This is a genomic window from Streptomyces sp. 147326 (genome assembly GCF_045000215.1).
Lineage (GTDB): Bacteria > Actinomycetota > Actinomycetes > Streptomycetales > Streptomycetaceae > Streptomyces.
Genome location: NZ_CP134201.1, coordinates 6,832,973 through 6,847,195, shown reverse-complemented (window position 1 = coordinate 6,847,195; position 14,223 = coordinate 6,832,973). Strand labels below are relative to the sequence as shown.

Here is a 14,223-nt window from a genome sequence, read left to right as displayed (position 1 = left end):
GGTTCGGCCTGGTGGTCGGGAGATCGTGCCGGTGAGCGCACCGGTGATCACGCACAGCAAAGCGGTACGCACGCCTCCGAGTCAAGGTCCAGTCCACTGCGTGGCGGGTTTCAACTGCAGTGATGGCGATGCGAGTTGGGGCGGTTGTACGGGTTCGGGAGAGCGCGGGGGCATCGTCGTAGGGTGACCCCGTGACCACTTACGACGATCTCCCTCCCTACCTGCTGGGGTTTCCCGGTCCGCTGCGCGACCAGTTGGTCGCGGCCGTGCTGAGCGGGGCGAAGACCAGCACCACCGGCCTGCTCGCGGAGTACGAGGCCGAGGGCGAACCGCTGCCGGAGCCGGGGGTCCGTTCCCTGCTCGTCGATTCCGGGGAGCAGGGGGTTGCGGTGGTGGAGGTGACGGCCGTGGAGGTGCTGCGGCTCGGGGACGTCGGGCTGGCGCACGCGCTCGACGAGGGCGAGGGATTCACGTCCGTGGCCGAATGGCGTACGGCACACGAGGACTTCTGGCACAGCGAGCCGGTGCGCGCGGCCGTCGGTGACCCGGGGTTCACGGTCGACGACGACACCCTCGTCGTCGCGGAGCGGTTCCGGATCACCGAGCGGCTGGTCTGACGGAACGGTTCGGCCGGGCCCGCCCGCGCGGCGACAGCCGCCGGGCGGACGCCGGCCCGGTGGGACCGGCCGACGGGCGGACACCGGCCCGGTGGGACCGGCCGACGGGCGGACGCCGGCCCGGTGGGACCAGCCGACGGGCGCCGGGTCCGTCAGCCGGTCGCCAGGGCCGCGGCGCGGCCCGCCGCGCGCCCCGAGAAGATGCAGCCGCCGAGGAAGGTGCCCTCCAGGGCCCGGTAGCCGTGGACGCCGCCGCCGCCGAACCCGGCCGCCTCGCCCGCCGCGTAGAGGCCGGGCAGCGGCTCACCCGCGCCGGTCAGGACGCGGGAGGAGAGGTCGGTCTCCAGGCCGCCCAGGGACTTGCGGGTCAGGATCGAGAGCCGTACCGCGATCAGCGGCCCGGCGGCGGGATCCAGGATCCGGTGCGGGGCGGCCGTTCGGATCAGCTTGTCGCCGAGGTATCTGCGCGCCCCGTGGATGGCCGTGACCTGCAGGTCCTTGGTGAAGGGGTTGGCGATCTCGCGGTCGCGGGCCACGATCTCGCCCCGGACGGTGGCCTCGTCGAGGAGGTCTTCCTTGGTCACCGCGTTCATCCCGCGGACCAGGGCGGACAGGTCGCGCTCGACGACGAAGTCGGCGCCGTTGGCCATGAAGGCCTTGACCGGGCCGGGTACGGCCTGGCGGGCGCGGGTGATCACGTCACGGACCGACTTCCCGGTCAGGTCCGGGTTCTGCTCGGAGCCGGAGAGCGCGAACTCCTTGCCGATGATCCGCTGGTTGAGCACGAACCAGGTGTGGTCGTGCCCGGTCTTCATGATGTGGTCGAGGGTGCCGAGGGTGTCGAAGCCGGGGAACAGCGGCACCGGCAGCCGCTTGCCCGTCGCGTCCAGCCACAGCGGGGACGGGCCGGGCAGGATGCGTATGCCGTGCCTGGCCCAGATCGGGTTCCAGTTCTCGATGCCCTCGGTGTAGTGCCACATCCGGTCCTTGTTGATGTGGCTGGCGCCGGCCGCCTCCGCGATGCCGAGCATCAGGCCGTCCACGTGCGCCGGAACCCCGGAGAGCATCCGTTGCGGCGGGGTGCCGAGCCGGGCCGGCCACTGGGCGCGCACGAGGTCGTGGTTGCCGCCGATGCCGCCGCTGGTGACGATCACGGCCTGGGCCCGCAGGGTGAACTCCCCGGTGACCTCGCGGCTGCTCGCGGTGCCCCGTTCGGCGCCGGAGGGCGCCAGGACCTCGCCCGTCACGGTGTCCAGCGCGCCGGCGGTGGCGGAGAGCCCGGTGACCCGGTGGCGGAACCCCAGCCGGACCAGGCCGCGGGCCACCCCGGCCCGCACGCGCCGCTCGAAGGGGGCGACCAGGCCGGGGCCGGTGCCCCAGGTGATGTGGAAGCGGGGGACGGAGTTCCCGTGGCCGTTGGCGTCGTAGCCGCCGCGCTCCGCCCAGCCGACGACGGGGAAGAAGCGGACGCCCTGGCCGTGCAGCCAGGAGCGCTTCTCGCCGGCCGCGAAGTCGACGTAGGCCTCGGCCCAGCGGCGCGGCCAGGCGTCCTCCTCGCGGTCGAAGCCGGCGGTGCCCAGCCAGTCCTGGAGGGCGAGTGCGTGATCGTCCTTGATCCGCATCCGGCGCTGCTCGGGCGAGTCCACGAAGAACAGGCCGCCGAACGACCAGTGCGCCTGACCGCCGATGGACTGCTCCGGCTCCTGGTCGAGCAGGATGACCTTGCGGCCCGCGTCGACGAGCTCGGCGGTGGCCACGAGGCCCGCGAGCCCGGCTCCGATCACGATCACGTCTGCGTCGTACGTCATGCGGCTACCCGTCCTCCGTCGGTGGTGGGGCAGATCCTTGGCTACGGAGCGGTAACCAGTCAACAGGGGTGGTTGGATGGACCGTGTGAGTGCCGCTGATGAAGTACTGGACGTGGTGGACCGGGACGACCGGGTGACCGGACGGGCCCCGCGCGGCGAGGTGTACGCCCGGGGGCTGATCCACCGCTGCGTGTTCGTGCAGGCGAGGGACGCGCAGGGGCGGATCTTCGTCCACCGGCGCACCGCCTCGAAGCTGGTCTTCCCCTCGCACTACGACATGTTCGTGGGCGGGGTGGTGGGCGCCGGCGAGACGTACGCGCAGGCCGCGCTGCGGGAGGCCGAGGAGGAGCTGGGGGTACGGGGGCTGCCGCAGCCGACGCCGCTGTTCAAGTTCCTGTACGAGGGTCCGGGCGGGGCCTGGTGGTCGTACGTGCACGAGGTGCGCTGCGAGCTGCCGGTGGCCCCTCAGGTGTCGGAGGTCGACTGGCACACGTACCTCACGCAGGAGGAACTGGACCGGCGGGTCGGGGGCGGGGACTGGGCCTGGGTGCCGGACGGGCTGGAGGCCCACCGGCGGCTGCGCGAGTTCCGGGTGGCCGGCCAGTAGATTGGCCGGGTGATCGACTTCGTCAAGGACGTGCGCCTCTGGTTCGCACCCGCGAGGCTGAAGGACGAGGGCGAGACCCCCGACTACCGCTTCTCGCTGGCCAACGAACGGACCTTCCTGGCCTGGATCCGGACCGCGCTGGCCCTGGTGGGCGGCGGCTTCGCCGTCGACCAGTTCCTGCCGGACCTGCGCTGGGGGGTGCGGGTCGGGATGGCCTTCGCGCTGCTCGCGGTGGGTGCGGCCTGTGCGCTGCGGGCGGTGAACCACTGGGTGCGGTGCGAGCGGGCGATGCGGCGGGGCGAGGACCTGCCGCTGTCGCGCTTCCCCGTGGTGCTGAGCCTGGGCGTGGGGCTGGTCGCGCTGATGATGGTGGTGGTCGTGCTGATGGGCTGGACGACGGGACAGTGAGCGGGTCGGGCACCGACCGCGACGCCGGGCTGCAGCCCGAGCGCACCCGGCTCGCGTGGCGGCGTACGACGCTGGCCTCCTCGGTGGTGGCGGTGCTGGCGCTGCGGCAGGCCCTGCGCGGGTCCGGCGCGCCGGTGGAGGTGGCCGGGGCGGCGGTGATCGCGCTGGTGTGGCTGCTGTTCCTGTGGGTGGCGCACCGCCGGATCCGGGCGCTGGCGGCGGACCGGCCGCCGGGGCTCTCGCCGCGGGCGGCGCTGGCGGCGGCGGGGTGCACGATGGCGCTGGCCCTGGTCGCCGTGGCGGTGATCCTCTGAGTCCCGGCCACGGCCCCCCGGTCCCCGGTCCTGGCTCCCGGTCGCCCCGGTCGCCCCGGTCGCCCCGGTCGCCCCGGTCGGATGATCGCGGTTTTACGCGTCGCACGGACACAACGGGCGATACCCGGCGATCCACACTAATCTCGGCGCCATGACGACCCTGCACCACGAACACCCCACACACCAGCACACGCACGGCGCGGACTGCGGGCACCAGGCGGTTCGGCACGGCGACCACGTCGACTACGCGCATGACGGCCATCTGCACCGGGAGCACTCGGGGCACTGGGACGAGTGCGAGCCCACCGGGCACACCGCTCACGACGGCCACGACCACGCGCACGGCTCGGGCTGCGGGCACGAGACGGTCCAGCACGGCGACCACGTCGACTACGTGCACGACGGACACCGGCACGCCGCGCACGACGGGCACTACGACGACCACTGACCGGGCCTCTGACCGGCGCCACCGACTCTCCCGCTGAGCGGCGCCCCCGTACGGGAGGGGCCGGCCGGCGTGCGGCACCCGCTCTCCCCCGGCGCGGCGACGGCTGGCAGGATGCTGACCGCCCGTCAAAGCGACCCGGGGAGAGTCCAGATGCCCGTCGAAGAGCCGTACCTCGTCCAGCCCGCGCCGGGGGTGTACGCCTACGTCCAGCCGGACGGCGGCTGGTGCCTGAACAACGCCGGCTTCGTGAGCGACGGCGGCCGGACCCTGCTCATAGACACCGCCGCCACCGAGCGGCGGGCGCTGGCGCTGCGCGAGGCGGTCGTGGCGGCCGGGGTGCCGCTCCCCCGCACGGTGGTGAACACCCACCACCACGGCGACCACACCTACGGCAACGGCGTCTTCGCCCCCGAGGCGCTGATCCTCGGGCACGACAGCGCGCGCACCGAGCAGCTCGCCGCCGGCCACCAGCTGGAGCTGATCTGGCCCGCCACCGACTTCGGCGCGATCGACATCACCGCGCCCGATCTCACCTACAGCGACCGGGCGACGGTGCACGTGGGCGGGACGGAGGTGCAGGTCATCCACCCGGGCGTGGCGCATACGACCGGGGACTCGATCGTGTGGCTGCCCCGGCAGCGGGTGGTCTTCACCGGGGACCTGGTCTTCGCAGAGGGGACCCCGTTCCTGGCGATGGGCTCCCTCGCCGGCTCCCTGCGGGCGCTGGAGCTGCTGCGCTCGCTGGGCGCGGAGACGGTCGTACCGGGCCACGGACCCCTGACCGACGCCTCGGCCTACGAGGCCACCGAACGATACCTGCGGTACGTGGCCGAGCTCGCCCGGGAGGGGCGGGCGAAGGGGCTGACCCCGCTGGAGGTGGCCCGGCAGGCCGATCTCGGGGAGTTCGCCGCATGGCGGGAGAGCGAGCGGCTGGTGGCGAACGTTCACCGGGCGTACGCGGAACTGGCCGGGGAGCCGGAGGGCGTGCCGCTGGACATCCTGGCGGTCCTGAAGGACATGACGGTGATGAACGGCGGAACGCCGATCCTCTGTCACGCGTGACATGACATTGCCGGGCGGAAGGTCTTCTTTCGGCCCGCGCTCTGGACGGCATACCGACTGGTCGGCATGATGGCATTCCGCTGTTCTCACTCCGCACGGAGGTGCGCACCCATGACCTCAGCCCCGGCCGACCCGCGCGGCCTGGATCTGGAGCGGCTGCGCGGTCATCTCGACCGCGCGCGGCCGGGCCTCGTGACCGGGCCCCTGCGCGGCCGGCTGATCGAAGGCGGCCGGTCGAACCTCACCTACGAGATCACCGACGGGACCGCCCGCTGGGTGGTGCGCCGGCCGCCGCTGGGCCACGTACTGGCCACCGCGCACGACATGCGGCGCGAGCACCGGGTCATCGAGGCGCTGCACGGCACGGCCGTGCCGGTGCCCGAGCCGGTGCTGCTGTGCGAGGACGAGGCCGTGCTCGGGGCTCCGTTCTACGTCATGGAGTACGTGGACGGGGTGCCGTACCGGACGGCCGGCGAGCTCGCCGCGCTCGGCCCGGAGCGCACCCGGCGGGCGGTGCTGGGCCTGGTGGACACGCTGGTCGAGCTGCACGCGGTGGATCCGGAGGCGGTGGGCCTGGGCGACTTCGGCCGACCGGAGGGGTTCCTCGACCGGCAGCTGCGCCGCTGGGGCAAGCAGCTCGCGGCCTCCCGGGGGCGGGAGCTCGCCGGGATCGACGAGCTGCACGCCACGCTCGGCCGGACGCTGCCCGTCTCCCCCGCCCCGACGGTGGTGCACGGGGACTTCCGGCTCGACAACGTCCTGATCGGCGGCCCGGACGACACGATCCGGGCGGTGCTGGACTGGGAGATGTCCACCCTCGGGGATCCGCTGACCGACCTCGGGCTGCTCGTGATGTACAGCTCCGACCTCGGCCTGACCGCGTCTGCGGTCAGTACGACGAGCGGCGCGCCGGGCCATCCGGCCCCCGCCGAGCTGGTCGAACGGTACGCCGCCCGCTCCGGCCGGGACACCGGGGGCATCGCCTGGTACACGGCCTTCGCCTGGTTCAAGCTCGCGGTGATCCTCGAAGGCATCCACTACCGCTACACGCTCGGGCAGACCGTCGGTGCGGGCTTCGACCGGATCGGCGAGCTGGTGCCGGTCTTCATCGAGCACGGACTGACCACCCTGCAGGAACTCCAGGAAGGCTGAGGCACGCACCCATGGACTTCGCATTCGACGCCCGGACCGAGGAACTCCGCGAGCAGCTGCTCGCGTTCATGGAGGAGTACGTCTACCCGGCGGAGCCCGTCGCCGCCGAGCAGCGCGCGCGGCTGGCCTCGCCCTGGGACACCCCGGCCGTCTTCGGTGAACTGAAGGCCGAGGCACGCCGCCAGGGCCTGTGGAACCTCTTCTTCGTGGACCAGCACGGCGGTCCGGATGCCGAGCACGGCGCCGGGCTGACCAACCTCCAGTACGCGCCGCTCGCCGAGATCACCGGCCGCAGCCCGCACCTGGCGCCGATGGCGACGAACTGCGCGGCCCCCGACACCGGGAACATGGAGCTGCTCGCGCAGTTCGGCGACGAGGCGCAGAAGAAGCAGTGGCTGGAGCCGCTGCTGGCCGGCGAGATCCGCTCCGCCTTCGCGATGACCGAGCCCGACGTGGCCTCCTCGGACGCGACGAACATCGAGACGCGGATCGAGCGCGACGGCGACGAGTACGTGGTCACCGGGCGCAAGTGGTTCATCTCCGGGGCGATGAACCCGGACTGCAGGATCTTCATCGTGATGGGCAAGACCGACCCGGAGGGCGCCGATCCGCGCCGCCAGCAGTCGATGATCTTGGTCCCGCGCGACACCCCCGGCGTCGAGGTGCGCCGGGCCATGACGGTCTACGGGTACGAGGACCACGACCACGGCGGCCACGCCGAGGTGGTCTTCGACGGGGCGCGGGTCCCGGCGGCGAACCTGATCGGCGAGGAGGGCAGCGGCTTCGCGATCGCCCAGGCCCGGCTCGGCCCCGGCCGCATCCACCACTGCATGCGGCTGATCGGCATGGCGGAGCGGGCCATCGACCTGATGTGCCGGCGCGCGGTGGACCGTACCGCCTTCGGCAAGCCGCTGGCCGCCCAGGGCGTCGTGCAGAACTGGATCGCCGATGCGCGGGTCACGGTGGAGCAGCTGCGGCTGCTGGTGCTGAAGACGGCCTGGCTGATGGACACGGTCGGGAACCGGGGGGCTCACACCGAGATCCAGGCCATCAAGATCGCGACCCCGCGGGCGGTGGTGCGGATCCTCGACGACGCGGTGCAGCTGCACGGCGCGGGCGGGGTGAGCCAGGACTTCCCGCTGGCCGAACTGTGGGCGGCGGCACGGACGCTGCGGCTGGCCGACGGACCGGACGAGGTCCACCAGCGGTCGCTGGCGCGGCGGGAGCTGAAGCGCCACATGTGAGGACTCCGGCGGTCCGCGCTTCCGCCCGGCCCGGCCCGGCCCGCCCGGCCGGGGTCAGGCGGTGGCGGCGCCCGCCGCCGCGTCGATGACCTCGTCCAGGACCTCGCGGGAGCGGAGGAGGTCGCCGATCAGCCGGTCGATCCGCTCCCGCTCGGCGGTCAGCTCGGCCACCAGCCGCGGGGTGGCGCGCACGGACGGGCCGCCGTCCTCGTCCCGCATGCAGGGCAGGATCCGCGCGATCTTCGCACTGTTGAGGCCGGCCGCGTAGAGCTCCTGGATGCGGATGACCCGGTCCACGGCCCGCTCGGAGAACTCCCGGTGGCCGCCGGGCGTCCGGTCGGACACGAGCAGGCCCTGGGTCTCGTAGTAGCGCAGCGAACGCTCGCCGACACCGGTGCGCGCCGCCAGTTCCCCGATCCGCATGGCCCACCTCAGTCTTGAATCTGACATCAATGTCAGGTTCTACGGTACCGGCATGACGCAGACACAGCAGGCTCCCACCACGTCCCGTCTCTTCGAATCCGCCCGCCTCGGCGGCCTGGAGCTCCCCAGCCGCCTGGTGATGGCGCCGCTGACGCGCAACCGCGCCGGGGCCGACGGGGTCCCGGGCGAGCTCATGGCCACGTACTACGCCCAGCGCGCGTCGGCCGGTCTGATCATCGCCGAGGGCACCACCCCGAACGCCGTCGGCCAGACCTATCCGCACATCCCCGGCATCCACAGCCCCGCGCAGATCGCCGGATGGCGCCGGGTCACCGAGGCCGTGCGCGCGGCCGGCGGGCGGATGTTCCTCCAGCTTCAGCACGGCGGCCGGGTCGGCCACCCCGACACCAGCGGGCACGTCCCGCTCGCCCCGTCGGCCGTGCGCTTCCCCGAGCCGCTGCACACGCCCGGCGGGCTGCGGGAGGCCGTCCCTCCCCGGGAGATGACGGCGCAGGACATCGGGGCGACCATCGCCGACTTCGCGGACGCCGCCCGCAACGCCGTCGAGGCGGGCTTCGCCGGAGTGGAGGTGCACTCCGCCAACGGCCACCTCCTCCACCAGTTCCTCTCGCGGAACACCAACCGGCGCACCGACGAGTGGGGCGGGTCCGTCGAGGGGCGGATCCGCTTCACCGCCGAGGTGGTCCGGGCCGTCGCCGGGGCGATCGGAGCCGAGCGGGTCGGCGTACGGATCTCGCCCGGGCTGACCGTCAACGGCATCGAGGAGGGCGACACCGAGGAGATCTATCCGGCGCTGCTCAAGGCCCTGGCGGACCTCGGACCCGCCTATCTGCACCAGGTGTACGCCGACCCGGACCAGCCCCGCTTCACGGAGATCCGCCGGGCCTGGCCCGGCACGCTGATCGCCAACCCCGCGCTCTCCCGCGAGGAGGTCGCGGCCGACGGCGGCCGGCGGCGCGGCGAGCAGCTGCTGGCTGCGGGCGCCGATCTGGTCGCCCTGGGCCGGGGCTTCCTCGCCAACCCCGATTTCGTCGAGCGGCTGCGCGCGGGCGCGCCCCTCAACGAGGTCCGCCCGGAGTTCCTGATGTACGTACAGGGGGCGGAGGGCTACACCGACTACCCCGTCCTGGAGCGGTGACCCGTCAGGGGCGCAGCGCGCGCAGCAGCAGGTCGGCGAGGTGATCGGCGACCTGCTGCGGCGTGAGCGGGCCGTCAGCCCGGTACCAGGTGGACAGGTGGTGCACGGAGCCGAAGTGGTAGTCGACGACCAGGTCGGCGGGGGTCGCGCTGGAGAACACGCCCGTGCGCTGGCCCTCCTCGATCAGTGCCCGGAAGCGCTCGTGGTAGCGCCGGCGCTCCGCCCGGACCTGCTTGAACTTCTCGGGGCTGAGCTGGTGCATCGACCGGAAGAAGATCATCGCGTCGTCGAGGTTCTCGATGGTGGTGACGACCACGTCGGCGGCAGCCGCCCGCAGCCGCTCCTCGACGGGAGCGTCGGAATCGGCCACCGCGTCGAGCCGCTGCTGCTGCAGGCGCAGCATCCGCGCGTACACCTCGTGCAGCAGGTCGTCCTTGGACCCGAAGTAGTGGTAGAGCGCACCCTTGGTGACCCCGGCCGCCTCGACGATCTCCTGGACCGAGGTGCGGTCGTAGCCGCGCTCGGCGAACAGCCGGGTGGCGACGGCCAGCAGCCGCTGCGGTACCGGGGCTTCGTGCGTGCCTGCGGGTTCCGTGGTCCTGGCCGCCATGGCGCTGACCTTCCCTTCCTGTTTCCTGCCTGGTCACTGCGACCAGCTGTACGACCGTCCGACTGTTTTCAGCCGCGATCGCGCAGTTCCCGTCGCAGGATCTTGCCACTGGTCGTCTTCGGAAGGACAGGCAGGATCTCCACCTGGCGCGGGTATTTGTACGCGGCGATGCGCGCGGCGCAGTAGGCGGACAGTTCCTCCGGTCCGGCCGAGGCCCCGGGGCGCAGGCTCACGTAGGCCTTGACGCTCTCCCCACGGTAGGGGTCGGGGACGCCGACCACGGCGGCCTCGCGGACGGCGGGGTGGGTGTAGAGCACGTCCTCGACCTCCCGCGGCCAGACCTTGAAGCCGGAGGCGTTGATCATGTCCTTCTTGCGGTCGACGACGTAGAGCCAGCCGTCGGGGTCCATGAATCCGACGTCCCCGGTGCGCAGTTCGCCGCCCGGGAAGGTCCGGGCGGATTCCTCGGGCAGGCCCCAGTAGCCGGGCACCACCTGGGGGCCGCGGACGGCTATCTCGCCGGTCTCGCCGAAGGGGACCTCGGCGCCCTGCTCGTCGAGGATGCGGACGACGGTGTCGGCGCCGGGCAGGCCCACGGAGAGGGTGCCGGAGGCGGGGTCGACGGGGGCTTCGAGGTGCACGGGCACGCTGGCGCAGGGGGCGGTGCACTCGGTCAGGCCGTAGCCGTTGCGGAGGTAGAAGCCGAAGGCGCCGCGCAGGCGTTCGACGAGCGCGGGCGGGAGCGGGGCGCCGCCGGAGGAGATCACCTGGAACGAGGCGAAGTGGTCGGGGGTGACGGCGGGGTGGGCGGCGAGGGCCATGAAGGCGGTGGCCGGGCCGACGGTGTAGGCCGGGCGGTGTTCGAGGAAGGCGTCGAGGACGGCCCCGGCGTCGAAGCGGTGGGCGAGGACCAGGGTGCCGGCGTTGGCGAAGCAGGCGGCGAGCTCGCAGACCATGCCGGTGATGTGGAAGAGGGGCGCGAGGGCGAAGTAGGTGGCCCCCTCGGGCAGGGGGTGGGAGGTGACCTGCCGTTCGGCGTTGTACGTGAGCGCGCCGTGCGGGTTCATGGCGCCCTTGGGGGTGCCGCTGGTGCCGGAGGTGTAGCTGATGAGGGCGGTGTCGGCGGCGGTGAGGGGCGGGCCGTCCGGCGCGGGTCGCCTGCCGCGGGCCACGGTGAGGAGGTCGGCGGCGTGCCCTCCGGGCAGGGGGGCGGGTGCGGGGGCGGGCCGGCCCGGAGCGGCCGGGCCGCGCTGGGCCGGCAGGCCGGGCTCGGCCAGCAGGCCGGCCCGGGCCGGCAGGGCGGGCTCGGCCAGCAGGCCGGGCCGGGCCGGCAGGGCGGGCTCGGCCAGCAGGCCGGGCCGGGCCGGCAGGGCGGGCTCGGCCAGCAGGCCGGGCCGGGCCGGCAGGGCGGGCTCGGCCAGCAGGCCGGGCCGGGCCGGCAGGGCGGGCTCGGCCAGCAGGCCGGGCCGGGCCGGCAGGGCGGACGGGTCCGGTTCGGGCTGCGGGCCGGGCCGGGCGGACGGGTCCGGTTCGGGCTGCGGGCCGGGCCGGGCGGACGGGTCCGGTTCGGGCTGCGGGCCGGGCCGGGCGGACGGGTCCGGTTCGGGCTGCGGGCCGGGCCGGGCGGACGGGTCCGGTTCGGGCTGCGGGCCGAAGAGGCGGGGGTCGTTGCGCGTCTGGAAGTCCAGGTCCGAGGCGGTCAGGACGGTCCGCACGGCGCTCTCCCGCACCGCCTCGGCCAGGTACGCGGTCCACGCGCGGCCCTCGCAGACCAGCGCGGCGGCCCCGGAGTCGCGCAGGACGTGCCGGACCTCGCCCGACTTGTACATCGGGTTGAGCGGGACGACGACGGCCCCGGCCTTCCAGGCGGCGAGGACGGCCAGCACGAAGTGCGGCGTGTTCTGCAGCATCACCGCGACCCGGTCCCCGCGCCGGATGCCCCGCGCGGCGAGGTGACCGGCCACGGAGTCGGAGAGGGCGTCGGCCTCGGCGTAGCCGATCCGGCCGTCGAAGTAGGCCAGCGCGGTGCGCTCGGGCGCCCGGGCGGCGGCCTCGCGGAAGGCGTGAAGCACGGTGGGCGGCGGTGCGACCGGCTCCCGCTGGACCGGCGCGAGCAGCCCGACCCAGGGCCTGGCGGCGTACGAGGAGGTCACCGGGTCTCCCATTTCTGCTGGAGGTGGTTCATGCCGCTCAGCCAGCGGTCCGGCTCGGTGGCGCGGGCGGCGTAGAAGTCGGCGACCTCGGGGTGCGGGAGGATCAAGAACCGGCCCTTCTCCATGCCGTCGAACAGTGCGTCCGCGACCGCTTCCGGCTCGATCGCGGTCGGCGCCAGGACGAGCTCGCCCGCCGAGCCCGCGGCGGTCAGCATGTCGGTGCGCACCCCTTGCGGGCAGATGGCGTGGACCTGGACACCGCGGTGGCGGTAGGTCAGCGAGAGCCATTCGGCGAAGGCGAGCGCACCGTGCTTGGTGACACTGTACGGGGCCGCTCCGATCATGGTCAGCAGTCCGGCGGCGGAGACGGTAGACACGAAGCGGCCGGTCCCCCGCTCCAGCCAGTCCGGCAGCAGCAGTCTGGCGGCACGGACGTGGGCCATGACGTTGGTGTCCCAGGCCGCTTCCCAGACGCCCTCGTCGGCGAACACGTCGCCGCCCGAGGCGAGTCCGGCGTTGGCGCAGTAGACGTCGACCGTCCCGCCGAGGGCCTCGCGGGCCTCGGCCACGATCGCCGAGGCGTCCCCCGGCACGGCGATCGCCCGGGCCCCGATCCCGCCCGCCACCGCGGCGGCCTTGGCCGGGTCGAGGTCGTTGACCACCACCGTGGCGCCCTCGGCCGCGAAGCGGTGCGCGAGGGCGGCGCCGATGCCGCCGCCCGCTCCGGTGACGACGACTCGCTGGTCCTGGTACGCGTTCACGGGGATCACCTTTCGTGCGGCCGGAGGCCGGGTGTCGAATGCCGGATGGCAGCAGACTAACCAGTCGGTATGTGCGGGTGGAAGGGGTCAGACTCGTAGCGTGGCCGGATGACGCTGTCGCGACGCGGGGTGCTGGGACTGGCGGGGGCCTTGGGATCAGTGGGAGCCGTGGGGGCGGCGGGCGCCCCGGGGCAGGTGGGCGCCGCCGCGTCGGCACCGGGGGCGGCCCCGGCCTCCGCACCGCGGACGGCGGAGCGGGTGCGTACCGGCTTCGAGCGGCTCGCCGCGGACGGGTACGGCGTACTGGCCGGGCAGAAGGTCGGGGTGGTCACCAATCCCACCGGGATCACCGCCGACGCCCGGCACCTGGTCGACGTCCTGCACGCGGACGAACGGGTGGACCTGGTCGCGGTGTTCGGGCCCGAGCACGGGTTCCGCGGGACGGCGCAGGCGGGGGACTCCGAGGGGGCCTCGCGGGATCCGGCGACCGGGCTGCCGGTGTACGACACGTACGACAAGAGCGGGCAGCGGCTCGCGGACGTGTTCACGGCGGCCGGGGTCGACACCGTCGTCTTCGACATCCAGGACGTCGGGGCGCGCTTCTACACGTACATCTGGACCCTCTACGACTGCATGCGCGCGGCCGCGCTCTCCGGCAAGGCGGTGGTGGTGCTGGACCGGCCGAATCCGGTGGGCGGCCGCCGGGCGGCGGGGCCCGTGCTGGAGCGGCCGTACGCGAGCTTCGTGGGCCGGGAGCCGATCGCGCTCGCGCACGGGATGACGGCGGCCGAACTGGCCCTGCTCTTCAACGGCGAGTTCCTGGCCGACCGTCCCGTCCGGCTGCGGACGGTGGCGATGTCCGGGTGGCGGCGGGAGTCGTTCTTCGGGGAGACCGGGCTGCCCTGGGTGCCGCCGAGCCCGAACATGCCCACCCCGGACACGGCCCTCGCGTACGCCGGCACCTGCCTGTTCGAGGGGACGAACCTCTCCGAAGGGCGCGGGACGACCACGCCCTTCGAGGTGGTGGGCGCGGAGGGGATCGACCGGCGGTGGGCGGAGGCGGCGAACGCGCTGGGGCTGGCCGGGGTGTGGTTCCGGGAGGCGTACTTCACGCCGACCTTCTCCAAGCACGTGGGGAAGGTGTGCGGCGGGGTCCGGCTGATCGTCCACGACCGGGAGGCCTTCGATCCGGTACGGGCCGGGATCGGGCTGCTGGTCACCGCGCGGCGGACGTGGAGCGGCTTCGCCTGGCGGACGGACCACTGGATCGACCGGCTGACCGGCTCCGACCGGGTACGGACCATGGTGGACGCGGGGGCCGGGGTGGAGGAGATCGTGGGCGACTGGGCGGCGGCGCTGGCGCGGTTCGGGGCGACGCGCGAGGGATACCTGCTCTACGAGTGAGCCGACAGCGCCGGGGGGCTGGCCGGGCGGGCGCGTCAGCAGGATGCTGACAG

The 14,223-nt window shown here is 73.7% G+C and carries 15 protein-coding genes; 10 read left to right on the top strand and 5 right to left on the bottom strand.

What is annotated here, in order from left to right:
• Positions 1-191 precede the first annotated feature (191 nt).
• On the top strand, positions 192-617 hold the full coding sequence (locus RIU97_RS31435; RefSeq protein ID WP_404960944.1) for an ASCH domain-containing protein: 426 nt from the start codon (positions 192-194) through the stop codon (positions 615-617).
• 152 nt (positions 618-769) lie between these two features.
• Here RIU97_RS31435 and RIU97_RS31430 read toward each other — a convergent pair whose 3' ends face one another.
• Entirely contained in the window at positions 770-2,425 is a 1,656-nt protein-coding gene (locus RIU97_RS31430; RefSeq protein ID WP_404960943.1) for an FAD-binding dehydrogenase, read from the bottom strand.
• Positions 2,426-2,501: 76 nt separating this feature from the next.
• Here RIU97_RS31430 and RIU97_RS31425 point away from each other — a divergent pair, with 76 nt between their 5' ends.
• From RIU97_RS31425 to RIU97_RS31395, 7 genes are all read left to right on the top strand, one after another.
• On the top strand, positions 2,502-3,032 hold the full coding sequence (locus RIU97_RS31425) for an NUDIX hydrolase (RefSeq protein ID WP_404960942.1): 531 nt from the start codon (positions 2,502-2,504) through the stop codon (positions 3,030-3,032).
• 9 nt (positions 3,033-3,041) lie between these two features.
• Complete coding sequence (locus RIU97_RS31420) at positions 3,042-3,440, top strand: YidH family protein (RefSeq protein WP_404960941.1); 399 nt, start codon at positions 3,042-3,044, stop codon at positions 3,438-3,440.
• Positions 3,437-3,754 carry a DUF202 domain-containing protein gene (locus tag RIU97_RS31415; RefSeq protein ID WP_404960940.1) on the top strand — a complete coding sequence of 106 codons (318 nt, stop codon included), beginning with the start codon at positions 3,437-3,439 and terminating at the stop codon, positions 3,752-3,754. Before RIU97_RS31420 ends, RIU97_RS31415 begins: the two co-directional genes overlap by 4 nt.
• A 151-nt stretch (positions 3,755-3,905) precedes the next feature.
• Entirely contained in the window at positions 3,906-4,202 is a 297-nt protein-coding gene (locus tag RIU97_RS31410) for a hypothetical protein (RefSeq protein WP_361763948.1), read from the top strand.
• Positions 4,203-4,352: 150 nt separating this feature from the next.
• Positions 4,353-5,264, top strand: a complete 912-nt coding sequence (locus RIU97_RS31405; protein ID WP_404960939.1) for an MBL fold metallo-hydrolase — start codon at positions 4,353-4,355, stop codon at positions 5,262-5,264.
• Positions 5,265-5,375: 111 nt separating this feature from the next.
• Positions 5,376-6,416 (top strand): phosphotransferase family protein, encoded by a 1,041-nt coding sequence (locus RIU97_RS31400; protein ID WP_404960938.1) that lies wholly within the window; start codon positions 5,376-5,378, stop codon positions 6,414-6,416.
• An 11-nt stretch (positions 6,417-6,427) separates the two neighbouring features.
• Positions 6,428-7,660 (top strand): acyl-CoA dehydrogenase family protein, encoded by a 1,233-nt coding sequence (locus RIU97_RS31395; protein ID WP_404960937.1) that lies wholly within the window; start codon positions 6,428-6,430, stop codon positions 7,658-7,660.
• A 54-nt stretch (positions 7,661-7,714) separates the two neighbouring features.
• Here the strand turns inward: RIU97_RS31395 and RIU97_RS31390 are convergent, their stop codons facing one another.
• Positions 7,715-8,083 (bottom strand): MerR family transcriptional regulator, encoded by a 369-nt coding sequence (locus RIU97_RS31390; protein WP_404963018.1) that lies wholly within the window; start codon positions 8,081-8,083, stop codon positions 7,715-7,717.
• 52 nt (positions 8,084-8,135) lie between these two features.
• Between RIU97_RS31390 and RIU97_RS31385 the strand changes: the two genes are divergently transcribed.
• Complete coding sequence (locus RIU97_RS31385) at positions 8,136-9,242, top strand: alkene reductase (RefSeq protein WP_404960936.1); 1,107 nt, start codon at positions 8,136-8,138, stop codon at positions 9,240-9,242.
• Between the two features lie 4 nt (positions 9,243-9,246).
• Here the strand turns inward: RIU97_RS31385 and RIU97_RS31380 are convergent, their stop codons facing one another.
• The 3 genes from RIU97_RS31380 to RIU97_RS31370 form a co-directional block, all read right to left on the bottom strand.
• Positions 9,247-9,852, bottom strand: a complete 606-nt coding sequence (locus RIU97_RS31380; RefSeq protein WP_327413063.1) for a TetR/AcrR family transcriptional regulator — start codon at positions 9,850-9,852, stop codon at positions 9,247-9,249.
• 68 nt (positions 9,853-9,920) lie between these two features.
• Positions 9,921-12,017, bottom strand: coding sequence for an AMP-binding protein (locus tag RIU97_RS31375; protein WP_404960935.1), 2,097 nt, complete (start codon positions 12,015-12,017; stop codon positions 9,921-9,923).
• Positions 12,002-12,775, bottom strand: coding sequence for an SDR family oxidoreductase (locus RIU97_RS31370; protein ID WP_404960934.1), 774 nt, complete (start codon positions 12,773-12,775; stop codon positions 12,002-12,004). Before RIU97_RS31370 ends, RIU97_RS31375 begins: the two co-directional genes overlap by 16 nt.
• A gap of 99 nt (positions 12,776-12,874) precedes the next feature.
• On the opposite strand from RIU97_RS31370, the gene RIU97_RS31365 reads away from it, so the two are divergent.
• Entirely contained in the window at positions 12,875-14,170 is a 1,296-nt protein-coding gene (locus RIU97_RS31365; RefSeq protein WP_404960933.1) for an exo-beta-N-acetylmuramidase NamZ domain-containing protein, read from the top strand.
• Positions 14,171-14,223: the final 53 nt, after the last annotated feature.